Annotated in this window: 21 protein-coding genes; 15 read left to right on the plus strand and 6 right to left on the minus strand. The window is 64.6% G+C overall.

Going from position 1 to position 24,491, the window contains the following annotated elements; translation table 11 throughout:
- The first annotated feature begins 343 nt into the window (after nucleotides 1–343).
- The 14 genes from AC1ZV1_RS16735 to AC1ZV1_RS16800 all read left to right on the plus strand — a co-directional run bounded on the left by AC1ZV1_RS16735 (nucleotide 344) and on the right by AC1ZV1_RS16800 (nucleotide 16,808).
- Nucleotides 344–757, plus strand: a complete 414-nt coding sequence (locus AC1ZV1_RS16735; protein ID WP_017517108.1) for an NADH-quinone oxidoreductase subunit A — start codon at nucleotides 344–346, stop codon at nucleotides 755–757.
- A gap of 10 nt (nucleotides 758–767) precedes the next feature.
- Complete coding sequence (locus AC1ZV1_RS16740) at nucleotides 768–1,445, plus strand: NuoB/complex I 20 kDa subunit family protein (protein ID WP_236173263.1); 678 nt, start codon at nucleotides 768–770, stop codon at nucleotides 1,443–1,445.
- Between the two features lie 59 nt (nucleotides 1,446–1,504).
- Entirely contained in the window at nucleotides 1,505–3,286 is a 1,782-nt protein-coding gene (nuoC, locus tag AC1ZV1_RS16745; RefSeq protein ID WP_088421493.1) for an NADH-quinone oxidoreductase subunit C/D, read from the plus strand.
- On the plus strand, nucleotides 3,283–3,783 hold the full coding sequence (nuoE, locus tag AC1ZV1_RS16750; RefSeq protein WP_169887231.1) for an NADH-quinone oxidoreductase subunit NuoE: 501 nt from the start codon (nucleotides 3,283–3,285) through the stop codon (nucleotides 3,781–3,783). Before nuoC ends, nuoE begins: the two co-directional genes overlap by 4 nt.
- Entirely contained in the window at nucleotides 3,780–5,129 is a 1,350-nt protein-coding gene (nuoF, locus tag AC1ZV1_RS16755; RefSeq protein ID WP_484292691.1) for an NADH-quinone oxidoreductase subunit NuoF, read from the plus strand. The genes nuoE and nuoF overlap by 4 nt, the downstream gene beginning before the upstream one ends.
- Before the next feature lie 130 nt (nucleotides 5,130–5,259).
- Nucleotides 5,260–7,974, plus strand: coding sequence for an NADH-quinone oxidoreductase subunit NuoG (gene nuoG, locus AC1ZV1_RS16760; protein WP_484292692.1), 2,715 nt, complete (start codon nucleotides 5,260–5,262; stop codon nucleotides 7,972–7,974).
- Nucleotides 7,971–8,960 carry an NADH-quinone oxidoreductase subunit NuoH gene (nuoH, locus tag AC1ZV1_RS16765; RefSeq protein ID WP_484292693.1) on the plus strand — a complete coding sequence of 330 codons (990 nt, stop codon included), beginning with the start codon at nucleotides 7,971–7,973 and terminating at the stop codon, nucleotides 8,958–8,960. The genes nuoG and nuoH overlap by 4 nt, the downstream gene beginning before the upstream one ends.
- 11 nt (nucleotides 8,961–8,971) lie before the next feature.
- Complete coding sequence (gene nuoI / locus AC1ZV1_RS16770; RefSeq protein ID WP_015477483.1) at nucleotides 8,972–9,520, plus strand: NADH-quinone oxidoreductase subunit NuoI; 549 nt, start codon at nucleotides 8,972–8,974, stop codon at nucleotides 9,518–9,520.
- Nucleotides 9,521–9,531: 11 nt separating this feature from the next.
- Nucleotides 9,532–10,032, plus strand: a complete 501-nt coding sequence (gene nuoJ / locus AC1ZV1_RS16775; RefSeq protein WP_184588712.1) for an NADH-quinone oxidoreductase subunit J — start codon at nucleotides 9,532–9,534, stop codon at nucleotides 10,030–10,032.
- A gap of 4 nt (nucleotides 10,033–10,036) precedes the next feature.
- Nucleotides 10,037–10,345, plus strand: a complete 309-nt coding sequence (gene nuoK, locus AC1ZV1_RS16780; RefSeq protein ID WP_017517116.1) for an NADH-quinone oxidoreductase subunit NuoK — start codon at nucleotides 10,037–10,039, stop codon at nucleotides 10,343–10,345.
- Complete coding sequence (nuoL, locus tag AC1ZV1_RS16785; protein ID WP_484292694.1) at nucleotides 10,342–12,189, plus strand: NADH-quinone oxidoreductase subunit L; 1,848 nt, start codon at nucleotides 10,342–10,344, stop codon at nucleotides 12,187–12,189. Before nuoK ends, nuoL begins: the two co-directional genes overlap by 4 nt.
- A 28-nt stretch (nucleotides 12,190–12,217) precedes the next feature.
- Entirely contained in the window at nucleotides 12,218–13,747 is a 1,530-nt protein-coding gene (gene nuoM / locus AC1ZV1_RS16790; RefSeq protein WP_484292695.1) for an NADH-quinone oxidoreductase subunit M, read from the plus strand.
- 7 nt (nucleotides 13,748–13,754) lie between these two features.
- On the plus strand, nucleotides 13,755–15,218 hold the full coding sequence (gene nuoN / locus AC1ZV1_RS16795; protein WP_484292696.1) for an NADH-quinone oxidoreductase subunit NuoN: 1,464 nt from the start codon (nucleotides 13,755–13,757) through the stop codon (nucleotides 15,216–15,218).
- A gap of 186 nt (nucleotides 15,219–15,404) precedes the next feature.
- On the plus strand, nucleotides 15,405–16,808 hold the full coding sequence (locus AC1ZV1_RS16800; protein ID WP_484292697.1) for an RtcB family protein: 1,404 nt from the start codon (nucleotides 15,405–15,407) through the stop codon (nucleotides 16,806–16,808).
- Nucleotides 16,809–16,845: 37 nt separating this feature from the next.
- On the opposite strand, the gene AC1ZV1_RS16805 is transcribed toward AC1ZV1_RS16800, so the two are convergent.
- Both AC1ZV1_RS16805 and AC1ZV1_RS16810 read right to left on the minus strand, forming a co-directional pair.
- A complete protein-coding gene (locus AC1ZV1_RS16805) occupies nucleotides 16,846–17,907 on the minus strand; it encodes an AI-2E family transporter (RefSeq protein WP_484292698.1) in 1,062 nt (353 codons plus the stop codon).
- Between the two features lie 104 nt (nucleotides 17,908–18,011).
- Nucleotides 18,012–19,331, minus strand: coding sequence for a Na+/H+ antiporter family protein (locus AC1ZV1_RS16810; RefSeq protein WP_484292699.1), 1,320 nt, complete (start codon nucleotides 19,329–19,331; stop codon nucleotides 18,012–18,014).
- 291 nt (nucleotides 19,332–19,622) lie between these two features.
- On the opposite strand from AC1ZV1_RS16810, the gene AC1ZV1_RS16815 reads away from it, so the two are divergent.
- Nucleotides 19,623–21,767, plus strand: a complete 2,145-nt coding sequence (locus tag AC1ZV1_RS16815; protein WP_484292700.1) for a methyl-accepting chemotaxis protein — start codon at nucleotides 19,623–19,625, stop codon at nucleotides 21,765–21,767.
- 106 nt (nucleotides 21,768–21,873) lie between these two features.
- Here AC1ZV1_RS16815 and AC1ZV1_RS16820 read toward each other — a convergent pair whose 3' ends face one another.
- From AC1ZV1_RS16820 to AC1ZV1_RS16835, 4 genes are read right to left on the minus strand one after another with little or no spacing between them, the layout of a single operon-like run.
- Nucleotides 21,874–23,193 (minus strand): ATP-binding protein, encoded by a 1,320-nt coding sequence (locus AC1ZV1_RS16820; RefSeq protein WP_484292701.1) that lies wholly within the window; start codon nucleotides 23,191–23,193, stop codon nucleotides 21,874–21,876.
- The gene (locus AC1ZV1_RS16825; protein WP_484292702.1) at nucleotides 23,190–23,864 is read right to left on the minus strand and encodes a response regulator transcription factor; all 675 of its coding nucleotides are present in this window, start codon (nucleotides 23,862–23,864) and stop codon (nucleotides 23,190–23,192) included. Before AC1ZV1_RS16825 ends, AC1ZV1_RS16820 begins: the two co-directional genes overlap by 4 nt.
- On the minus strand, nucleotides 23,864–24,178 hold the full coding sequence (locus AC1ZV1_RS16830; protein ID WP_484292703.1) for a PepSY domain-containing protein: 315 nt from the start codon (nucleotides 24,176–24,178) through the stop codon (nucleotides 23,864–23,866). The genes AC1ZV1_RS16825 and AC1ZV1_RS16830 overlap by 1 nt, the downstream gene beginning before the upstream one ends.
- A complete protein-coding gene (locus AC1ZV1_RS16835) occupies nucleotides 24,178–24,486 on the minus strand; it encodes a PepSY domain-containing protein (RefSeq protein WP_484292704.1) in 309 nt (102 codons plus the stop codon). Before AC1ZV1_RS16835 ends, AC1ZV1_RS16830 begins: the two co-directional genes overlap by 1 nt.
- Nucleotides 24,487–24,491 lie beyond the last annotated feature (5 nt).

Consider the following 24,491-nt stretch of genomic DNA (forward strand, 5'->3'; position numbering starts at 1 on the left):
TTACGGATATACGACACTGCAAATGATAATACTTATCATTTGTTGGTTGCCTATTTACTGCCGATAATTACCTCGAAAGTACTATTCGACCAAAGCCCAAGTGCCGTCACACTAGGCGTCCAGAGCCCCGCAAACAGGGCGCTACGGGAAATGCAAAAGCCTTTTGCCCGAAATAGAAGCATCTGTTTGTGTTGGAAAAATTTACTTGCTGAAGGCTTTGGGCATAAAATTGGAAAGATGACCTGAACCCTTAGCTCACTATCCTTGAGTTGTCGGGTTCGCAGTAGTCGGGCGTTGCGCCCGAAACCCAAGACAATCGTTTTTTGTAGGAAGGAGTATCGGCATGCCCAATCCAGCTGAACTTGCAGCTCAACACTGGGGACTCGCCGCCTTCCTTTTAGGAGTGCTGGGGCTGCTCGCCTTCATGCTAGGGGTTTCCAGCCTGCTTGGCAGTAAGGCATTTGGTCGCAGCAAGAACGAACCCTTCGAATCCGGGATCGTTCCTACCGGCAGCGCACGCCTGCGTCTGTCGGCAAAATTCTATCTGGTCGCGATGCTCTTCGTGATCTTCGACGTCGAAGCCCTCTTCCTCTTCGCCTGGTCCGTGTCCGTCCGTGAAAGCGGTTGGGCCGGTCTGATCGAGGCAACCATTTTCATAGCAATTCTGTTGGCAGGTCTTGTCTACCTGTGGCGTATCGGCGCGCTCGATTGGGCGCCGGCGGCACGTCGCGCACGGCAGGCGAAGCTAAAACAATGAGGCTTTGGCGATGCAATACAAACTTACCCGGATCGATCCGGATGCGCCCAATGATCAATACCCGATCGGCGAACGCGAAACGGTAGAAGACCCGCTCATCGAAGGGCAGGTCCACAAGAACATCTTCATGGGCAAGCTCGAGGATGTTCTCAACGGTGCGGTTAACTGGGGTCGCAAGAACTCCCTGTGGCCCTACAACTTCGGTTTGTCCTGCTGCTACGTGGAGATGACCACGGCGTTCACCGCGCCGCACGACATCGCCCGTTTCGGCGCCGAAGTGATCCGTGCATCGCCACGCCAGGCTGACTTCATGGTCATCGCCGGCACCTGCTTCATCAAGATGGCCCCGGTCATCCAGCGCCTGTACGAGCAGATGCTGGAACCCAAGTGGGTGATCTCGATGGGGTCGTGCGCCAACTCTGGCGGCATGTACGACATCTACTCGGTCGTTCAGGGGGTCGACAAATTCCTCCCCGTGGACGTGTACATCCCCGGCTGCCCGCCCCGTCCGGAGGCGTTCCTGCAAGGCCTGATGCTGCTGCAGGAATCCATCGGCCAGGAGCGTCGTCCGTTGTCCTGGGTTGTAGGCGATCAAGGCATCTATCGTGCCGACATGCCTGCCCAGAAGGATCTCAAGCGCGAACAGCGCATTGCGGTCACCAACCTGCGCAGCCCCGACGAAGTGTGATCCGGCCCTCCACGAGAGGCCCGTTTTCACTCCACCGTTGACCGAGTGACTTAAAGACTATGAATGCAGACTCCGCTCTGTACATCCCGCCTTACAAGGCAGACGACCAAGACATCGTCGTCGAACTGAATTCCCGCTTTGGCGCCGAGACCTTCACCGTCCAGGCCACCCGCACCGGCATGCCGGTGCTCTGGGTTGCCCGTGAGCGCCTGATCGACGTCCTTACCTTCCTGCGCAATGTGCCCAAGCCGTACGTCATGCTCTATGACCTGCACGGTGTCGATGAGCGACTGCGCACCCACCGTCGCGGCCTGCCGGGCGCCGACTTCAGCGTGTTCTACCACCTGATGTCGCTCGAGCGTAACAGTGACGTGATGATCAAGGTTGCCTTGTCCGAAGGCGACCTCAACCTGCCCACCGCCACCCGTATCTGGCCGAACGCCAACTGGTACGAGCGCGAGGTCTGGGACATGTACGGGATCACCTTCAATGGTCACCCGCACCTGACCCGCATGCTGATGCCGCCGACCTGGGAAGGTCACCCGCTGCGCAAGGACTATCCGGCGCGCGCCACCGAGTTCGACCCGTACGCGCTGTCCGCCGCCAAGCAGGACCTCGAGCAGGAAGCCCTGCGCTTCAAGCCCGAAGATTGGGGCATGAAGCGCCATGGTGAGAACGAGGACTTCATGTTCCTCAACCTCGGCCCGAACCACCCGTCCGCACACGGCGCGTTCCGCATCATCCTCCAGCTGGACGGCGAAGAGATCCTCGACTGCGTTCCGGAGATCGGCTACCACCACCGTGGCGCCGAGAAGATGGCCGAGCGCCAGTCCTGGCACAGCTTCATCCCCTACACCGACCGTATCGACTACCTCGGCGGCGTGATGAACAACCTGCCGTACGTGCTCTCGGTCGAGAAGCTCGCCGGCATCAAGGTGCCGCAACGCGTCGATGTCATCCGCATCATGATGTCGGAGTTCTTCCGCATCCTGAACCACCTCCTCTACCTGGGTACCTATATCCAGGACGTGGGCGCGATGACCCCGGTGTTCTTCACCTTCACCGACCGCCAGCGCGCCTACAAGGTCGTCGAAGCCATCACCGGCTTCCGCCTGCACCCGGCCTGGTACCGCATCGGTGGTGTCGCCCACGACCTGCCGCGCGGCTGGGACAAGCTGGTTCGCGAATTCCTCGACTGGATGCCCAAGCGCCTGGACGAGTACGAAACCGCCGCCCTGAAGAACAGCATCCTGCGTGGTCGTACCATCGGCGTTGCCGCGTACAACACCAAGGAAGCGCTGGAATGGGGCACCACCGGCGCCGGCCTGCGCGCCACGGGCTGTGATTTCGACCTGCGCAAGGCCCGTCCCTACTCCGGCTATGAGAACTTCGAGTTCGAAGTACCGCTGGCGGCCAACGGCGACGCCTACGACCGCTGCATGGTCAAGATGGGTGAAATGCGCCAGAGCCTGCGCATCATCGAGCAGTGTCTGAAGAACATGCCCGAAGGCCCGTACAAGGCCGATCACCCGCTGACCACGCCGCCGCCCAAAGAGCGCACGCTGCAGCACATCGAAACCCTGATCACCCACTTCCTGCAGGTTTCCTGGGGCCCGGTCATGCCGGCCAACGAAGCCTTCCAGATGGTGGAAGCGACCAAGGGCATCAACAGCTACTACCTGACGAGCGATGGCAGCACCATGAGCTACCGGACCCGCATCCGGACGCCCAGCTTCGCGCACCTGCAGCAGATTCCGTCGGTGATCAACGGCAGCATGATCGCTGACCTGATCGCCTATCTGGGCAGCATCGACTTCGTTATGGCCGACGTGGACCGCTGATCATGAGTACTCTTATCCAGACTGATCGTTTCGAACTCAGCGAAACCGAGCGCTCGGCCATCGAGCACGAGATGCATCACTACGAGGACTCCCGCGCGGCGTCCATCGAAGCCCTGAAGATCGTCCAGAAGCAGCGCGGCTGGGTGCCGGATGGCGCGATTCCGGCCATCGCCGACATCCTCGGCATCCCCGACAGCGACGTCGAAGGCGTGGCTACCTTCTATAGCCAGATCTTCCGCCAGCCGGTCGGCCGCCACATCATCCGCGTCTGCGACAGCATGGTCTGCTACATCGGCGGCCACGAGTCCGTGGTCGGCGAGATCCAGAAGCAGCTGGGCATCGGCCTCGGCCAGACCACCGCCGACGGCCGCTTCACCCTGCTGCCAGTGTGCTGCCTGGGCAACTGCGACAAGGCCCCGGCGATGATGATCGACGACGACACCTTCGGTGACCTGCGTCCCGACGGCGTCGCCAAACTGCTGGAGGCCTACGCATGAGTCGCCTCACCTCCTACGGCACGCCCAACCGCACTGCGCGCGCGGCCGAAACCCATCCGCTGACCTGGCGCCTGCGTGACGACGGCGCTCCGGTCTGGCTGGAGGAGTACCAGTCGAAGAATGGCTATGCCGCCGCGCGCAAGGCGCTGGCGCAGATGGCCACCGACGACATCGTCCAGACCGTCAAGGACTCCGGCCTCAAGGGCCGCGGCGGCGCGGGCTTCCCCACCGGCGTGAAGTGGGGCCTGATGCCCAAGGACGAATCCCTCAATATCCGCTACCTGCTGTGCAACGCGGACGAGATGGAGCCCAATACCTGGAAGGACCGCATGCTCATGGAGCAGCTGCCGCACCTGCTGGTGGAAGGCATGCTGATCTCCGCGCGCGCCCTCAAGGCCTACCGCGGTTATATCTTCCTGCGTGGCGAGTACGTCGACGCCGCCCGCAACCTGAACCGCGCCATCGAGGAAGCCAAGGCCGCCGGCCTGCTGGGCAAGAACATCCTCGGCAGCGGCTTCGATTTCGAGCTGTTCGTGCACACCGGCGCCGGCCGCTACATCTGTGGCGAAGAGACCGCGCTGATCAACTCGCTGGAAGGCCGTCGCGCCAACCCGCGCTCCAAGCCGCCCTTCCCCGCTGCCGTTGGTGTCTGGGGCAAGCCGACCTGCGTGAACAACGTCGAGACCCTGTGTAACGTGCCAGCGATCGTCGAGCACGGCGTCGACTGGTACAAGGGCCTCGCCCGTCCGGGCAGCGAAGATATGGGCACCAAGCTCATGGGCTTCTCCGGCAAGGTGAAGAACCCGGGTATCTGGGAGCTGCCCTTCGGCCTTCCGGCCCGCGAGCTGTTCGAGGACTACGCCGGCGGCATGCGCGACGGCTACACGCTCAAGGCCTGGCAGCCGGGTGGCGCCGGTACCGGCTTCCTCCTGCCGGAACACCTGGACGCTCTGTTCTACGCCGGTGGCGTCGCCAAGGTCGGCACCCGTATGGGAACCGGCCTGGCCATGGCGGTGGACGACAGCGTCAACATGGTTTCCCTGCTGCGCAACATGGAAGAGTTCTTTGCCCGCGAATCGTGCGGCTGGTGTACGCCATGTCGCGACGGCCTGCCGTGGAGCGTGAAGGTCCTGCGCGCACTGGAGAAAGGCGAAGGCGCCCAGGGCGACCTGGAAACCCTCGAGCAGCTCGTCAACTTCCTCGGCCCAGGCAAGACCTTCTGCGCCCACGCACCGGGTGCCGTCGAGCCGCTGGGCAGCGCACTGAAGTATTTCCGTCCCGAGTTCGAAGCGGGCATTTCCCGCCAGGCTCAGGCCGTACAAGCACCGCAGACCGTCGGCGCTTGATGCTTTGATCGCCGGGCGCGAGCCGCCCGGCGTTGTTTCGTTGCAGTGCCGCGGCGTGCCGCCGGCCCGATGAAACCGTGATTTCTATTAGCCACGCCCGCTGACAACGGGCCAACGAAGACTTAGACCCATGGCCACGATCCACGTAGACGGCAAGACGTTAGAAGTCGACGGAGCGGACAACCTGTTGCAGGCCTGCCTCTCCCTCGGTCTCGACATCCCCTACTTCTGCTGGCACCCGGCGCTCGGTAGCGTCGGCGCCTGCCGCCAGTGTGCAGTCAAGCAGTACACCGACGAGAACGACAAACGCGGTCGCCTCGTCATGTCCTGCATGACTCCTGCCACCGACAACACCTGGATTTCCATCGAAGACGAAGAGGCCAAGCAGTTCCGCGCCAGCGTCGTCGAATGGCTGATGACCAACCACCCGCACGACTGCCCGGTCTGCGAGGAAGGCGGTCACTGCCACCTGCAGGACATGACGGTGATGACCGGCCACAACCAGCGCCGGTACCGTTTCACCAAGCGCACCCACCAGAACCAGGAGCTCGGCCCGTTCATCGCCCACGAGATGAACCGCTGCATCGCTTGCTACCGCTGCGTCCGTTACTACAAGGACTACGCCGGCGGTACCGACCTGGGCGTCTATGGTGCGCACGACAACGTCTACTTCGGCCGGATCGAGGACGGTGTGCTGGAGAGCGAATTCTCCGGCAACCTGACCGAGGTCTGCCCGACCGGCGTGTTCACCGACAAGACCCACTCCGAGCGCTACAACCGCAAATGGGACATGCAGTTCGCCCCGAGCATCTGCCATGGCTGCTCCAGCGGTTGCAACATCAGCCCCGGCGAGCGTTACGGTGAAATCCGCCGCATCGAGAACCGCTACAACGGCTCGGTGAACCACTACTTCCTGTGCGACCGCGGCCGTTTCGGCTACGGCTACGTCAACCGCGAAGACCGTCCGCGCCAGCCGCAGCTGGTGCTGAGCAAGCAGAAGCTTTCGCTGGATGGCGCCCTGGATCAGACCGCCGCCCTGTTGAAAGGCCGCAAGGTCATCGGTATCGGTTCGCCGCGCGCCAGCCTGGAAAGCAACTACGCCCTGGCCGAACTGGTCGGCGCGCAGAACTTCTACAGCGGCATCTCCGCTGACGAACTGCAACGCCTGCAGCTGGTGCTGAAGGTGATGCAGGACGGCCCGCTGCCGGTGCCGACCATCCGTGACATCGAAGACCACGACGCCGTATTCGTGCTCGGCGAAGACCTGACCCAGACCGCTGCCCGTATCGCCCTGGCCCTGCGCCAGTCGGTGAAAGGCAAGGGCGAGGACATGGCCGCCGCGATGAAGATCCAGCCGTGGCTCGACGCCGCGGTGAAGACCATCGCCCAGCACGAGATGAACCCGCTGTTCATCGCCAGCCTCGATGAAACCCGCCTGGACGACGTCGCCGCCGAGTGCGTGCATGCCGCCACCGAGGACCTGGCTCGCCTGGGCTTCGCCGTGGCCCACGCCATCGATCCGAGCGCCCCGGCCGTGGCCGGCCTCGACGCCGAAGCCGCCGCCCTCGCCCAGCGCATCGCCGATGCCCTGGTCGCCGCCAAGCGTCCGCTGGTCATCTCCGGCACCTCGCTGGGCAGCAACGCCCTGATCGAAGCCGCCGCCAACATTGCCAGCGCGCTGAAGAACCGCGAGAAGAACGGCTCCCTGAGCCTGGTCGTCCCGGAAGCCAACAGCCTGGGTCTGGCCCTCTTCGGTGGTGAATCCGTCGAAGCCGCCCTCGAGCAGCTGACCTCTGGCGCCGCGGATGCCGTGGTGATCTTGGAGAACGACCTGTACCGCCGCGCCGACGCTGCCGCTGTCGATGCTGCCCTGGCCGCCGCGAAGATCGTCGTCGTCGCCGATCATCAGCAGACCGCCACCAGCGCCAAGGCCACCGTCCTGCTGCCGGCCGCCAGCTTCGCCGAAGGCGATGGCACCCTGGTCAGCCAGGAAGGCCGCGCCCAGCGCTTCTTCCAGGTCTACGATCCGACCTACTACAACGCCGACAACCTGGTCCGCGAAGGCTGGCGCTGGCTGCACGCCCTGCACAGCACCCTCGAAGGCAAGCGTGTCGACTGGACCCAACTGGACCACGTGATCGACGCCGTCGTCGCCGCCAAGCCGCAACTGGCTGGCATCCGCGAAGCCGCGCCGAACGCCGCGTTCCGCATCAAGGGCCTGAAGCTGGCGCGCGAACCGCACCGCTACTCCGGCCGTACCGCCATGCGCGCCAACATCAATGTCAGCGAGCCGCGTCAGCCGCAGGACATCGACTCCGCGTTCGCCTTCTCCATGGAAGGTTATGCCGGCAGCACTGAGCCGCGTCAGCAGATTCCGTTCGCCTGGTCGCCGGGCTGGAACTCGCCGCAGGCCTGGAACAAGTTCCAGGACGAAGTCGGTGGTCACCTGCGTGCCGGCGACCCGGGCGTACGCCTGATCGAAGCCAAAGGCGAAGCCCTGTGGTTCAGCGAGATTCCTGCTCCGTTCCACAGTGCCGCCAGCCAATTCAAGGTGGTGCCCTTCTATCACCTGTTCGGCAGCGAGGAGAACTCCTCGAAAGCCGCTCCGGTGCAGGAACGCATCCCGCAGACCTACGTCACCCTGGCCAAGGCCGAGGCTGACCGTCTGGGCGTCAACGAAGGCGCGATCGTCCGCCTGACCGTCAAGGGCCAGGAACTGCGCCTGCCGCTGCGTGTGAGCGAAGAACTCGGCGCCGGCCTGGTCGCCCTGCCGATCGGTCTGCAAGGCATTCCTGCCGGTGTCATCGGCGCTGTCGCTGAAGGTCTGCAGGAGGCTGCGCAATGAGCTGGCTGACACCCGCCATCGTCGACATCCTCATCGAGGTCATCAAGGCCATCGTCATCCTGCTCGCCGTGGTCGTCTGCGGCGCGCTGCTCAGCTGGGTCGAGCGTCGTCTGCTCGGCCTCTGGCAGGACCGTTACGGTCCGAACCGGGTCGGCCCCTTCGGTGCCTTCCAGCTCGGCGCCGACATGCTGAAGATGTTCTTCAAGGAAGACTGGACCCCGCCGTTCGCTGACAAGATGATCTTCACCCTCGCGCCCATGATCGCCATGGGTGCGCTGCTGGTGGCCTTCGCGGTCATCCCGATCACCCCGACCTGGGGCGTCGCGGACCTGAACATCGGCATCCTGTTCTTCTTCGCCATGGCTGGCCTGACCGTGTACGCGGTGCTGTTTGCCGGCTGGTCGAGCAACAACAAGTTCGCTCTCCTCGGCAGCCTGCGCGCCTCGGCCCAGACCATCTCCTACGAGGTGTTCCTGGCCCTGTCGCTGATGGGCATCGTCGCTCAGGTCGGTTCGTTCAGCCTGCGTGACATCGTCGATTACCAGGCCCAGCACGTGTGGTTCATCATCCCGCAGTTCTTCGGTTTCATGACCTTCTTCGTCGCCGGCGTCGCCGTGACTCACCGTCACCCGTTCGACCAGCCCGAAGCCGAGCAGGAACTGGCCGATGGTTACCACATCGAGTATGCCGGCATGAAATGGGGCATGTTCTTCGTCGGCGAGTACATCGGCATCGTGCTGGTGTCTGCGCTGCTGGCGACCCTGTTCTTCGGCGGCTGGCACGGTCCCTTCGGCATCCTGCCGCAGATCCCGTTCTTCTGGTTCGCCCTGAAAACCGGCTTCTTCATCATGATGTTCATTTTGCTGCGGGCCTCCATCCCACGCCCGCGCTATGACCAGGTGATGGCCTTCAGCTGGAAGTTCTGCCTCCCGCTGACCCTGATCAACCTGCTGGTGACCGGCGCTGTCGTGCTGGCCAGCCAGTAAGGAGTAGGACCATGATCAAGTACATTTTCGACGTGGTGCACGGCACCTACACCCAGCTGCGCAGCCTGGTGATGATCTTCGGTCACGCCTTCCGCAAGCGTGACACCCTGCAATACCCGGAAGAGCCCGTGTACCTACCGCCGCGCTACCGGGGCCGCATCGTGCTCACCCGCGACCCCGACGGCGAGGAGCGCTGCGTAGCATGCAACCTGTGCGCCGTGGCCTGCCCGGTCGGCTGCATCTCCCTGCAGAAGGCCGAGACCGACGACGGTCGCTGGTACCCGGAGTTCTTCCGCATCAACTTCTCCCGCTGCATCTTCTGCGGCCTGTGCGAGGAAGCCTGCCCGACCACCGCAATCCAGCTGACCCCGGATTTCGAGATGGGCGAGTTCAAGCGCCAGGACCTGGTCTACGAGAAGGAAGACCTGCTGATCTCCGGCCCCGGCAAGAACCCGGACTACAACTTCTACCGCGTTGCCGGCATGGCCATCGCCGGCAAGCCGAAAGGCGCCGCGCAGAACGAGGCCGAACCGATCAACGTCAAGAGCCTGCTGCCGTAAGGAGACGTCGCGTGGAATTCGCTTTCTACTTCGCCGCCGGCGTCGCCGTGCTGGCAACCTTCCGGGTCATCACCAACAGCAACCCGGTGCATGCCCTGCTCTACCTCATCATTTCGCTGCTCGCGGTCTCGATGACTTTCTTCAGCCTCGGCGCCCCGTTCGCCGGCGCCCTGGAAATCATCGTCTACGCCGGCGCGATCATGGTGCTGTTCGTCTTCGTGGTGATGATGCTCAACCTTGGCCCGGCGATTGCCGAGCAGGAGCGCAAGTGGCTCAAGCCCGGCGTCTGGATCGGCCCCGGCGCCCTGGCTGCCGTGCTACTGGTCGAGTTGCTGTGGATGCTCTCGCGCACTCCGAGCGGCGTTGGCATCGGCCACACCACCGTGGACGCCAAGGCCGTGGGCATCAGCCTGTTCGGCCCCTACCTGCTGGTCGTCGAACTGGCCTCGATGCTGCTGCTGGCGGCACTGGTCGCCGCCTACCATCTCGGCCGCCACGAAGCGAAGGACTAACACCATGAACGCAATCCCTCTCGAACACGGACTGGCGCTCGCCGGTGTGCTGTTCTGCTTCGGCCTGGTGGGCCTGATGGTACGACGCAACATCCTGTTCGTACTGATGAGCCTGGAAGTGATGATGAACGCCGCCGCTCTGGCCTTCGTGGTCGGGGGCGCCCGCTGGGGCCAGCCTGACGGCCAGGTGATGTTCATCCTGGTGCTCAGCCTGGCTGCGGCCGAGGCCAGCATTGGCCTGGCGATCCTGCTCCAGCTGTATCGCCGCTTCCATACCCTCGATATCGACGCTGCCAGCGAGATGCGCGGATGAACCTGCTGCCCCTTACTTTCCTGTTCCCCCTGGTCGGCTTCCTGCTGCTCTCGTTCTCGCGCGGCAAGTGGTCGGAAAACCTCTCGGCACTGGTGGGTGTCGGCTCCGTGGGCCTCGCGGCCCTCTCCGCCTTCTGGGCGATCTGGAGCTTCCACAGCAACCCGCCCGAAGGTGGCGCCTACAGCCTGGTGCTGTGGCAATGGATGAGCGTTGGCGACTTCAAGACCAACTTCACCCTGTACCTGGACGGCCTGTCGGTCACCATGCTCGGCGTGGTCACCGGCGTCGGCTTCCTGATCCACCTGTTCGCCTCCTGGTACATGCGCGGTGAAACCGGCTACTCGCGTTTCTTCGCCTACACCAACCTGTTCATCGCCAGCATGCTGTTCCTGGTGCTAGGCGATAACCTGCTGTTCATGTACTTCGGCTGGGAAGGTGTGGGCCTCTGCTCCTACCTGCTGATCGGTTTCTATTACAACCACGTACCCAACGGTAACGCGGCGCTCAAGGCCTTCATCGTGACCCGCGTGGGTGACGTGTTCTTCGCCATCGGCATGTTCATCCTGTTCCAGCACCTGGGCACGCTGAACATCCAGGAGCTGCTGGTCCTGGCTCCGCAGCACTTCGCCAAGGGCGACCTGTGGATCAACCTGGCCACCCTGATGCTGCTTGGCGGCGCCGTCGGCAAATCCGCTCAGCTGCCGCTGCAGACCTGGCTGGCTGACGCGATGGCCGGCCCGACGCCGGTCTCCGCGCTGATCCACGCCGCCACCATGGTGACCGCGGGCGTCTACCTGATCGCCCGCTGCCACGGCCTGTTCGAGCTGGCTCCGAACGTCCTCGAGCTGGTCGGCGTCATCGGTGCCGTGACCCTGGTACTGGCTGGCTTCGCCGCCCTGGTGCAGACCGACATCAAGCGTATCCTCGCCTACTCGACCATGAGCCAGATCGGCTACATGTTCCTGGCCCTGGGCGTTGGCGCCTGGGGTGGCGCGATCTTCCACCTGATGACCCACGCCTTCTTCAAGGCCCTGCTGTTCCTCGCTTCCGGTGCGGTGATCGTCGCCTGCCACCACGAGCAGAACATCTTCAAGATGGGTGGCCTGTGGAAGAAGCTCCCGCTGGCCTACGCAAGCTTCGTGGTCGGTGGTGCCGCCCTGTCCGCCCTGCCCTTCCTGACTGCCGGCTTCTACTCCAAGGACGAGATCCTCTGGGAAGCCTTCGCCAGTGGTCACCAGAACCTGCTGATCGCAGGGCTCATCGGGGCGTTCATGACCTCGCTGTACACCTTCCGCCTGATCTTCATCGCCTTCCACGGCGAAGCGAAGACCGAAGCACATGCTGGCCATGGCATCAGCCACTGGCTGCCGCTGGGTGTCCTGATCGTGCTCTCCACCTTCATTGGCGCGCTGATCACTCCGCCGCTGGCCGGCGTCCTGCCGGAAAGCGCCGGTCACGCCGGTGGCGAGGCCAAGCACAGCCTGGAAATCGCCTCGGGCGCCATCGCCATCGCCGGTATCCTGCTGGCGGGCCTGCTGTTCCTCGGCAAGCGCCGCTTCGTCAGCGCCGTCGCCCAGAGTGCGCCGGGTCGCTTCTTCGGCACCTGGTGGTACCACGCCTGGGGCTTCGACTGGCTGTACGACAAGCTGTTCGTGAAACCCTACCTGCTGATCTGCCGCCTGCTGGGCGCGGACCCGATCGACAAGACCCTGGTCCTGGTTCCGCTCACCGCCCGCGGTGGCAACAAACTCCTCAGCCTCACCGAGAACGGCCGCCTGCGTTGGTACGCCGCTTCCCTGGTGGGTGGCGCCGCGCTGCTCCTCGGCGCGCTGCTGCTGGCTTAATGAATTCACGAAAGAGATTGAGCCCGACATGATTCTGCCCTGGCTAATCCTGATCCCCTTCATCGGCGGTTTCCTTTGCTGGATCGCCGAGTACACCAGCAAGACCCTGCCCCGCTGGGTCGCCCTGGGATCGATGGTCCTCACCCTGGCACTGAGCCTGTGGGTGTGGCACACCGGTGACTTCCAGCTGGCCCCGGCGCCGGGTGGCGAGCCGCAGTGGACCCTGCAGTTCCAGGTACCCTGGATCGAGCGCTTCGGTATCAGCGTGCACCTGGCAATGGACGGACTGTCCCTGCTGATGGTCGCGCTGACCGGCCTGCTCGGCGTGCTGTCCGTCCTCTGCTCGTGGAACGAGATCCAGCGCCGCATCGGCTTCTTCCACCTGAACCTGCTGTGGATCCTGGGTGGTGTGATCGGCGTGTTCCTCGCCGTCGACCTGTTCCTGTTCTTCTTCTTCTGGGAAATGATGCTGGTGCCGATGTACTTCCTCATCGCGCTCTGGGGTCACAGCTCGGACGACGGCAAGAAGACTCGCATCTACGCCGCCACCAAGTTCTTCATCTTCACCCAGGCCAGCGGCCTGGTGATGCTGGTGGCGATCCTCGGCCTGGTATTCGTACACTACAACAGCACCGGCGTGCTGACCTTCAACTACGCCGACCTGCTGAAGACCCAGCTGCCGCCGCACACCGAATGGCTGCTGATGCTCGGCTTCTTCGTCGCCTTCGCGGTGAAGATGCCGGTCGTACCAGTACACTCCTGGCTGCCGGACGCCCACGCCCAGGCGCCGACCGCCGGTTCCGTGGACCTGGCCGGCATCCTGCTGAAGACCGCCGCCTACGGCCTGATCCGCTTCGCACTGCCGCTGTTCCCCAACGCGTCGGCCGAGTTCGCCCCGATCGCCATGACCCTCGGCCTGATCGGCATCTTCTATGGCGCCTTCCTGTCGTTCGCCCAGACCGACATCAAGCGCCTGGTGGCTTACTCCTCCGTGTCGCACATGGGCTTCGTGATGATCGGCATCTACTCCGGCAGCCCTCAGGCGCTGCAGGGTGTAGTGGTGCAGATGATCGCACACGGCCTCTCCGCCGCCGCACTGTTCATCCTGTGCGGTCAGCTGTACGAGCGCCTGCACACACGTGACATGCGCAAGATGGGCGGCCTGTGGTCGCGCATTCCGTACCTGCCAGCCGTGGCCCTGTTCTTCGCCACCGCATCGCTGGGTCTGCCGGGCACCGGTAACTTCGTCGGCGAATTCCTGATCCTCCTGGGCAGCTTCAAGGTCGTCCCGGTGATCACCGTGATCGCCACCTTCGGCCTGGTGTTCGGTTCGGTCTACTCGCTGATCATGATCCACCGCGCGTACTTCGGCCCGGCCAAATCCGACACCGCCATCGCCGGCCTGAACGCCCGCGAGCTGATCATGGTGCTCGGCCTGGCGGTGCTGCTGATCGTGCTCGGCGTCTACCCGCAGCCGGTCCTCGACACCTCCGCGGCAACCATGCACGGCGTCCAGCAATGGCTGGGTGCCGCCCTCTCCACTCTGGCAGCACGGTAAGCGCGAAATGACCTTCACGATTCAACACTTCATCGCGCTCCTGCCACTGCTCATCACCAGCGCCACCCTGGTGGTGGTGATGCTCGCGGTAGCCTGGAAGCGTAACCACTCGATGGCCGCCACCCTGTCGGTGATCGGTCTGAACCTGGCCCTGCTGTCGATCATCCCGGTGCTGAACGTCACCCCGATCGAAGTCACCCCGCTCATGGTGGTCGACAACTTCGCCTGCTTCTACATGGCCCTGATCCTGATCGGCGCCCTGGCCTGCACTACCCTCGCCCACGCCTACATGGAAAGCTTCCCGGGCAACCGCGAGGAACTGTACCTGCTGCTTCTGCTGTCCACCGCAGGCGGCCTGGTGTTGGTCAGCGCGCAGAACCTGGCCGGCCTGTTCATCGGCCTGGAACTGCTGTCGGTGCCGGTCTACGGCATGGTGGCCTACGCCTTCTTCAACAAGCGCACCCTGGAAGCGGGCATCAAGTACACCGTCCTGTCCGCCGCCGGGTCGGCCTTCCTGTTGTTCGGCATGGCCCTGCTCTACGCCGAATCCGGCAGCCTGAGCTTCTCCGCCATCGGTGCATCGCTGGCCGAAGGCACCAGCCACGGCCCGCTGCTGTCCATCGGCGTCGGCATGATGGTCGTCGGTCTGGGCTTCAAGCTGTCCCTGGCACCGTTCCACCTGTGGACCCCGGACGTCTACGAGGGCGCCCCGGCCCCGGTTGCCACCTTCCTGGCCACCACCGCCAAGGTTGCCGTGTTCGCCGTGCTGCTGCGCCTGTTCCAGATCGCTCCGGCAGCCCTGAACAATGGCCTGCTGCATGACGCCATCGCGGTCATCGCCATCGCCTCGATCCTGATCGGCAACCTGCTGGCGCTGACCCAGAGCAACATCAAGCGCCTGCTCGGCTACTCGTCCATCGCCCACTTCGGCTACCTGCTGATCGCCCTGGTCGCGAGCAAGGGCATGGCCGTGGAAGCGGTCGGCGTGTACCTGACCACCTACGTCGTCACCACCCTGGGCGCCTTCGGCGTGGTCACCCTGATGTCCACCCCGTACAGCGGCCGCGACGCCGACGCGCTGTTCGAGTACCGCGGCCTGTTCTGGCGCCGCCCGGTGCTGACTGCCGTGATGACCGTGATGATGCTGTCTCTGGCCGGCATCCCGCTGACCGCCGGCTTCATCGGCAAGTTCTACATCGTGGTCACCGGTGTCGAGTCCCAGCACTGGTGGCTGGTCGGTGCCCTGGTACTGGGCAGTGCCATCGGCCTGTTCTACTACCTGCGTGTCATGGTGACCATGTTCCTGGTCGAGCCGAACATGAAGCGCCACGACGCTCCCCTAGACTGGGCCCAGCGCGCGGGTGGCATCATGCTGGTGGCCATCGCCCTGCTCGCCTTCTTCCTCGGCGTCTACCCGCAACCGCTGCTGGACCTGCTCCAGCACAGCGGCCTGGTAGCCATCGCCGGCTAAGGTCGACAGGCAATAAAAAACCCCGCTTCGGCGGGGTTTTTCTTTTCCGGCCGAACGCTGTCGGTTGACAGCACGACGGCGTCGCCTTAGATTTCGCCTCCCTTCCCGCCTGTGCTGCTGAGCGGAAAGACGTACAGCCCCCGAATTTCCGGGCGGCCTGCATTCGTCTACTCAAGCAGCACCGACATGAACACAATCTCCCGGCTTCAGAAAGCCTTCCTGCGTAGCGGCATTCACGTCGACCGTCAGCAGGACATCATTACCCTCACTCGCTCCGCAGACGGAACCTCCGCACGTGTGCTCCTGCCCGCCAGCTTCCCGCTGGAGGAAAAGGCCGTGCGCCAACTGCTGGATTTCGCCTCGGTACACTCCCCGGGCGCGGACGGGCATGTCTGCAGGGCCTGCGCAACACCCGACTTCCATCCCGGCAGCATCGCCCCGGTGGGATCGATCGTCGCCAGCACCGAAGACTTCGTGATTCCGGCGGCAATCGGCACGGACATCAACTGCGGCATGCGCCTGTTGCGAACCGGCATCAGCCTCGGGCAAGCCGAGTCCAGCCGGCAGCAACTGGTGGATCGGCTCACCCATGCGCTGTTGCGCAACGGCCGTGACGTACCGATGCACGTGCAGGCATTCGAGGCACTCTTCGCCGAAGGCCCCGGCCATTGCCTGGATCGACTCACTGGCGACGGCCTCTGGGCGCAAGTCGACCGCCCTCGCCTCTTTCGGGAGCTGGAACCCTGCATCGGGCTCGACGAGTTCGGTGGCCAGCTCCACTACGCACCGGACGCCTTGCGCGACCGGCGGCGGACGTTGATTCGAGATCCGGGCCTGGGCACCACCGGGTCCGGCAACCATTTCGTCGAACTGCAGTGGGTCGACCGGATACTCGATCGCCAGCAGGCCTATGCCCTCGGGCTGAAGTCGGACGAGCTGGTCATCATGATCCACAGCGGCTCCCGCGATGTCGGGTTCCATGTAGGCCAGCGCTGGATGGACAAGGCGCGCAATGCCTGGCCCAAAGGGCTGCGCCATCCGGCTTCCGGGCTGTACGCGCTGACGGGAGACCTGGCGGGCGAGTACCTGCAGGCCATGGGAGTGGCGGCGCGCTACGCCTGGCTGAATCGCGTGGTGCTGGCAGAACTGGTCCGCAAGGTGCTGCGCGAGACCTTCCAGGCCGACGATAGCGCTCTGATCGTCGACGTACCGCACAACGTCGTCCTGCAGGAGCAGGGTCTCAACGTTCACCGCAAGGGGGCCACGCCGGCCCGTGCCGGCGACCTGCTACTGATCCCGGGGTCGATGGGCGACCACTCGTACCTCGCCAGTGGCCTGGGCCACCCCGACTGGCTGTGGTCCTGCAGCCACGGCGCTGGTCGCAGCATTCGACGCCAGGCTGTCCGCGCCCTCCGGAGCGCGGGCGAGAGCAATCTGCCGTGGCACTGCGTGACGCTGCGCGAAGAACGCCGGATCGAGGAAGCGCCCAGCGCGTACAAGCCGGTCGGACCGGTCATCGAAGCCCAGGAAGAGGCGGGACTCATCCAGCCCCTCGTGCGCATGCGCCCCTGGCTGACCTTCAAGGCGTAGAAAGGAACGAGCCCCGCTTCCACGGCGCTCGTTTCGTTCAGGGCGAAACCGATGTTTCCTCACGCCCGGTGAACAGGTCCCAGGATGCCATGAACAGCGCTGCGATCAGCGGGCCGATGACGAAGCCGTTGAGACCGAACAGCGACATGCCGCCGAGGGTCGAGATGAGTACCACGTAGTCGGGCATCTTGGTGTCCTTGCCGACCAGGATCGGGCGCAGGATGTTATCCACCAGGCCGATCACCACCACGCAGAACAGCGTCAGCACCACGCCCTGCCAGATCGCGCCGGTGAGCAGGAAGTAGGCCGCCACCGGCACCCAGATCAGCCCGGCGCCGATGGCCGGCAGCAGCGACAGGAAGGCCATCAGCGTGCCCCAGAGCAGCGAGCCCTGGATACCGAGGAACCAGAAGATCAGCCCGCCCAGGGCGCCCTGGGTCGCGGCGACGGCTATGTTGCCCTTCACCGTGGCGCGGATCACCGTGGTGAACTTGGTGAACAGGTGCTGCTTGTGCTCGACGCTCAGCGGTACTGCCTGCTTGATGCGGCGCCCGAGCGCCGGACCGTCGCGCAGGAGGAAGAACAGCAGGTACAGCATGATGCCGAAGCTGATGACGAACTCGAAGGTGTTCTGGCCGATGCTGAAGGCCTTGGTGGCCACCAGTTGGCTGGCCTGCATCGCGCCCGCCGAGAGCTTTTCCTGCAGGCTGGACAGATCGGCGAGGTCGAAGCGCTCCAGCAACTGGTGCGCCCAGCCCGGCAGAGCGGCAACCGCCTGCTGGTAGTAGGCGATGAAGTTCAGCTCACCCGACTTCAGCCGCTGGTAGACAGTCGCCCCCTCCTGCACCAGTGCGCCGGCAATGAAGGTCACCGGCAGGATCACGATCAGGAAGCACACACCGAGTGAAATCAGCGCGGCCAGGTTGTTGCGCCCGTTGAGTTTCACCCGCAGGCGGCGTTGCAGCGGTGCGAAGATGATCGCCAGGATGGTGCCCCAGAAGACCGCCCCATAGAACGGCAGCAGGATCCAGCCGAAGGCGAGTGTCACCACCAGCAGCAGGGCGAGGAACGTCCGGTATTCCAGTTTCGATTCGAACATGAGCGGGTCCATGGATGGATAAACCTGCTCATTAGTCAGCAGTTGCCCTGCCAAGTGCAACTTTCAGCGCGCAATTGCCGCGCGCCGGGCCCTTGATCAACGGTCTAGAGCACCATCGCGGCCACCCAGCCGAAGACCAGCAGCGGCAGGTTGTAGTGCAGGAAGGTCGGCACCACGGTGTCCCAGATGTGGTTGTGCTGCCCGTCCACATTCAGGCCGGAGGTCGGGCCAAGGGTGGAGTCGGACGCCGGCGAGCCCGCGTCGCCCAACGCACCGGCGGTGCCCACGATACTGACGATGGCCAGTGGGCTGAAGCCCAGGTGCACCGCCAGGGGCACGAAGATCGCCGCGATGATCGGCACCGTGGAGAAGGACGAACCGATGCCCATGGTCACCAGCAGGCCCACCAGCAGCATCATGAAGGCCCCAAGCGCCTTGCTGCTGCCGATCCAGCCGGCGGCGCTGTCCACCAGGCTGGCGACCTGTCCGGTGGCGGTCATCACCGCCGCGAAGCCCTGGGCGGCAATCATGATGAAGCCGATCATGGCCATCATTTTCATGCCTTCGGTGAACAGGTCGTCCGCTTCCTTCCAGCGCACCACGCCAGACAGCGAGAACACCAGGAAGCCAACCAGCGCACCGAGGATCATCGAGTCCAGCAGCAGCTGCACGGCGAAGGCCGCTGCGACCGCGACCCCTGCCACGACCAGGCTCATCCTGCTGTAGGGCGTATCGACCCGCTCGGCCTGCTCGATGCGCTCCAGGTCGTAGTCGCGCTTGCGCCGGTAGCTGAAGAGCACCGCGATCAGCAGGCCACAGACCATGCCCAGGGCCGGGATCAGCATGGCGTGGGTGACGTTGAGGCCCTGCACATCGACGCCTGCGCGGGCCACGTTGGCCAGCAGGATCTGGTTCAGGAAGATGTTGCCGAATCCCACCGGCAGGAACATGTAGGGCGTGATCAGGCCGAAGGTGATGACGCAGGCGATCAGCCGGCGGTCGATCTGCAGGCGTGTCAGCACGTAGAGCAGCGGCGGCACCAGCAGCGGGATGAAGGCGATGTGGATCGGCAGGATATTCTGCGAGGAAATCGCCACCACCAGCAGCAGGCCAACCATCAACCACTTGAAGCCGTTGGAGCCGTTCGCTTCGTGGCGACCGAGCATCGCCAGGGCGCGGTCCGCCAGGGCGTGCGCCATTCCGGAGCGCGCAATGGCCACGGCGAACGCGCCGAGCATGGCGTAGGACAGCGCCACCGTCGCACCGGCGCCCAGCCCTTCGTTGAACGCCTTGAGCGTGCCGTCCATGCCCAGGCCGCCAAGCAGGCCGCCCACTACCGCACCAGCGATCAATGCGACCACCACGTGCACGCGACACAGGCTCAGCACCAGCATCAGGCCAATGGCAATCAGCACCGCATTCATCTTCACCACTCCTCTTGCACATCGCCGCGCCGGGTGCGGGCAAAAGGCGCGCACTCTGCCAAACGCCCGCCCGGGTGTCAAAAAACGAGTCGAATCAAGACGTTTCCGAGACTGTTCGGCGGGGTTTTCCCCGCGCTGCGCACGCTTTTTGCCTGAAAGTCGTTGCCCGTCGCAACGGCACGCCAGAATCGCCTGTTTTCTGACGTTTCGCTCCGTCACGGGTCAAGAAGATGCGGGAAAGGCCGATACACCAGGCATCCCGAGGCCAAGTTAAAACAAGGATTCCTCTCCATGCTGCTGCGCCGTCTCTCCATCCAGTGGAAGATCACGTTGCTTGCCGGGCTCTGCCTGCTCGGCGTCGTGTCGCTGCTGTCCGGCCTGTCCGTCTACCGCACGCAACACAGCACCGCGCTGGTCAAGCAATCGAGCACGCAGATGCTCGATGAAGCCGCGAAGGCGCGCCTGCAGTCGCGTGGCGAAGTCCAGGCCATGCGCATTCAGCGCTACATCATGGATGCCTACCAATACGGCAAGGGTTTCTCGCGGCAAGTGCTGTTCCTTCGCGACCAGGCGCAGAAGCGCTTCCTCGACGCCTACGACCTGCGCGAAGACCTGACCCGCCAGGTGAAGACCGCCCTGGAAGGCAACCCGGAACTGTTGGGTCTCTATGTCGCCTTCGAGCCTGACGCACTGGATGGCAAGGACAAGCTGTTCGCCGGCCAGAGCGAGTTGGGCAGCAACGACGCCGGTCGTTTCTCCATCTATTGGTCCCAGGCGACACCGGGCAAGCTGGAGTCCGAGGCCATGGCCGAATCCCTGCTGCAGGACGCCAGCCCCGGACCGAGCGGCAGTGCCTATAACGCCTGGTTCACCTGCCCCAAGACCACCGGCCAGCCGTGCGTCCTCGACCCCTACTTCGATGACGTCGGCAACAAGCGCATGCTGATGACCAGCATCGCCTTCCCGCTGGAGCTGGACGGCAAGGTCATCGGCGTCATGGGCCTGGATATCAGCATGGAGAAGCTGCAGGAAATCAGCGTCGAAGGCAGCCAGGAACTGTATGACGGCCAGGGGCGCGTCAGCATCGTCAGCGCCGCCGGCCTGCTCGCCGGCCACAGCGCCGATGCCTCCAAGCTGAGCAAGAGCCTCAAGGAGGTCTACCCGAACCAGGGTGCCGACCTGCTGCAGGCCATTGCCGCCAACCATGAGCAGGTTTTCCGCCAGGATGACCAACTGCGCGTGGTCGAACCGCTGCAACCGATCCCCGGCTCCAAACCCTGGGGCGTGCTGCTGGAAGTCCCGCAGAACGTCCTGCTCGGTCCGGCCATCGAGCTGCAGAACGAGCTGGACGGCCAGAGCCTGCAGGGCACCGTCTATCAGTTGGGCTTCGGGCTCATCGCCATCCTGATCGGCCTGTTCGCCATGTGGCTTACCGCCCGCGGCGTGACCCGGCCGATCCTCAATGTCGCCGCCATGCTGCGCAACATCGCCAGTGGCGAAGGCGACCTGACCAAGCGCTTGGACTACACCGGCAAGGACGAGCTGGGCGAGCTGGCCGGCTGGTTCAATCGCTTCCTCGACAAGCTGCAGCCGATCATCCGGGACGTGAAGTCTTCGGTACAGGACGCCCGCGCCACCGCCGACCAGTCCTCGGAAATCGCCAGCCAGACCAGCGCCGGCATGCAGCAGCAGTTCCGCGAAGTCGACCAGGTCGCCACCGCCTCGCAAGAGATGAGCGCCACCGCCCACGACGTCGCCAACAGCGCCGCCATGGCTGCCGACGCGGCACGCGGCGCCGATGGTGCGACCCGCGACGGCCTCAGCGTGATCGACAACACCACCCGCCTGATCGACGAACTGGCCAGCGACATGAGCAGCGCCATGAGCCAGGTGGAGGGTCTGGCGGCCAGCAGCGAGCAGATCGGTTCGGTGCTGGAAGTGATCCGCGGCATCGCCGAGCAGACCAACCTGCTGGCACTCAACGCCGCCATCGAGGCAGCCCGTGCCGGTGAAGCCGGTCGCGGCTTCGCGGTGGTTGCCGATGAGGTGCGCAACCTCGCCAAGCGCACCCAGGACTCGGTGGAGGAAATCCGTCAGGTCATCGAAGGCCTGCAGAACGGCACCCGCGACGTGGTCGGCGCGATGAGCAACAGCCATCGCCAGGCGCAGGACAGCGTGAATCAGGTCGAACAGGCGGTGGCCGCGCTGAAGCGCATCGGCGATGCGGTGGGGGTGATCACCGACATGAACCTGCAGATCGCCAGCGCCGCGGAGGAACAGAGCGCGGTGGCCGAGGAGATCAACCGCAACGTGGCGGGCATCCGCGACGTCACCGAATCGCTGTCCAGCCAGGCGCAGGAATCGGCGCAGGTCAGCCAGTCGCTGAACAAGCTGGCGAACCACCAGCAGGGGTTGATGGATCAGTTCCGCGTCTGACTCTCCGCGGCACGGCTCGCTCCTGTAGGAGCGGGCCATGCCCGCGACCCGCCGGCGAGGCCGGTGCCAGTTCCCGTTCGCGAGCACGGCATTCTCGTGAACAGCATCACCCCGCCCGCCGCGGCAACTCGATCACCACCCGCAACCCACCCAGCTCACTGCCTTCCAGTCGCAGGCTGCCGCCACAGGCCGCCGCGATATCCCGCGCGATACCCAGGCCCAGACCGTGCCCGGCCACCTGCTCGTCCAGCCGCGTGCCACGTTCCAGCACACTGTCGCGCTGGTCCTCGGCGATACCCGGCCCATCGTCGTCCACGCTCAGGCGGTAATGTTCAACACCCTTCTCCACCGTCAGGCGCACCTGCGCATCGGCCCATTTGCACGCGTTGTCCAGCAGGTTGCCGAGCATCTCCAGCAGGTCTTCCCGGTCATACGGCAGACGGGTCGCCGGTGGCGCTCGCCAGTCGATGGCAAGGTGGTCGCCATGAATCAGCTTGAGCATCTCGCACAGGCTCGGCAGTTCCGCATCACAATCGAAGTGCGCACCAGGCAGGGCTTCACCTACCAACCGAGCACGCCCCAGCTCACGGGCCAGGCGCTGCTCGATCTGCTCCAGTTGCTCGTGCAGCACCCGGCGCAGCTCTGGGTGCTCGCGCAGCTCTTCGCGGTCGGCAAGGCTGATCAACACGGCCAGTGGTGTCTTCAGCGCGTGGCCAAGATTGCCCAATGCATTACGCGAGCGACGCAGGGTGTCTTCGGTGTGCTGCAACAGGTGGTTGGTCTGCTCCACCAGCGGCTCCAGCTCGCGCGGCACCTGGCGATCCAGCTGGCTGCGCTGGCCTTCCTGCAACTGCGCGATCTGCTGGCGCACCCGCTCCAGCGGGCGCAGGGCACGGCGTACGGCGAAACCCTGGAACACCAGGATCAGCAGCAGGGCCAGAGCTCCCGCGCCCAGGCCGATGTTGCGCAGGCGGTTGAAGCTCTTGAGCACGGGCGTGTAGTCCTGCGCGACAACGATGCTGAGCTTCTTGCCGTAGCGCTTGTAGTCACCGCGATAGACCAGCAGGCGCTGGCCCTCCGGGCCTTTCTCCAGCGACTGGGCCAGCCCCGTGTGCGAGGGCAGCTTCAGCTCGTTGTCCCAGAGCGAACGCGAACGCCAGGTCTGGTCGTCGAACCGGATGACGAAGTAGCGCCCGGAGAACAGCCGTTCATAGGTCGCGTCGACACGCTGGCCGTCCAGCTGCAGCCCGGCCGGGCCGCGGGTGATGCCCACCAGCAGACTTTCCGCCTCGTCCTGCAGTCCGTTCACCAGGTAACGACGCAGGCCCTGGTCGAATAGCCAGAGGCCCGCCTGGGCCAGTACCAGGCCGATCACCACCAGTACGACGCCGAGCCCGAGACCGAGCCGGCGCTGGATCGACATCAACGGGCTGCTCCATGACCGGTGAAACGGTAGCCCTGGCCACGGCGGGTCTCGATGATCTCGCGCCCCAGCTTGCGGCGCAGATGGTTGATGTGGACCTCGATGACATTCGAGTCGCGCTCGGTCTCGCCGTCATACAGGTGCTCGGCCAGGTGCGACTTGGACAGCAATTGGCCGGGATGCAGCATGAAATAACGCAGCAGGCGGAATTCGGCGGAGGTCAGGTCGACCTCCTTGCCCCCCTGCTGCACGCACTGGCGCGACTCGTCCAGGCTCAGCCCGGCGACTTCCAGCTGGCTCTGGTTGGCCAGCCCGCGGGCGCGGCGCAACAGTGCCTGGATGCGCAGCAACAGCTCCTCGGGATGGAACGGCTTGGTCAGGTAGTCGTCGGCGCCGGCCTTCAGGCCGTCGATGCGTTCGGCCCAGGAGCCCCGCGCGGTGAGGATCAGCACCGGCGTCGTCAGCCCCATGCCGCGCCACTCCTGCAGCACTTCCAGTCCGGGACGGCCGGGCAGGCCGAGATCGAGGACCACCAGGTCGTAGGGCTCGCTGGCCCCTTGCATGGCAGCGTCGCGGCCATCGGCCAGCCAGTCCACCGCATACCCCTGGCGGGTCAGCGTGGCCAGGAGTTCATCGGCAAGGGGTACGTGGTCTTCTACCAGTAGCAGGCGCATCAGTCGTCTTCCTTATCCTTGAGGATGCGGCCGTCTCGGGCATCCAGCTCCAGTTCGCGCACCACACCGTCGGCGGTCAGCAACTCGACTTCATAAACGTAGTTGCCGTGCTCCTTCTCCAGCTCGGCTTCGAGCAGACGCGAGCCGGGATAGCGGCTCAGTGCGGCGGGGAGGATTTCCTCGAAGGGACGGATCACCCCTTCCTTGCTCAGGCGCAGGGCCTGGTCCTGGCTCAGATCATGGGCCTGCGTGACGCCAGCCAGGACGGCGAGCGCCAGGCCGAACAGCGCCGTGCGTGGCAGAACGGTCTTCATCAGTCATCCTGGTGATCGGTGAGGACTTCGCCGGTGACCGCATCCAGTTCGACATCCCACTTCACGCCCTGGGCGTCCTTGATGTCGACCTTGTAGAGATAGCGGCCATGCTCCAGCTCGAGCTCGCTATCGTACACCGATCCGCCGGCATGCTTGGCCAGCGCGATGCGGTTGAGCGCCTCGAAGTTGCGGATGGTCCCTGCGTCGCGCAGGCGCAGCGCCTCGTCCGGGCCGATGTCGTGGGCCGTGGCGACGCCAGCGCCGAGCAACAGGGCAGAGAATGCGGTCATGATCAGCAGCCATTTCATGGGCT

This window comes from Pseudomonas sp. BB438, from assembly GCF_057180225.1.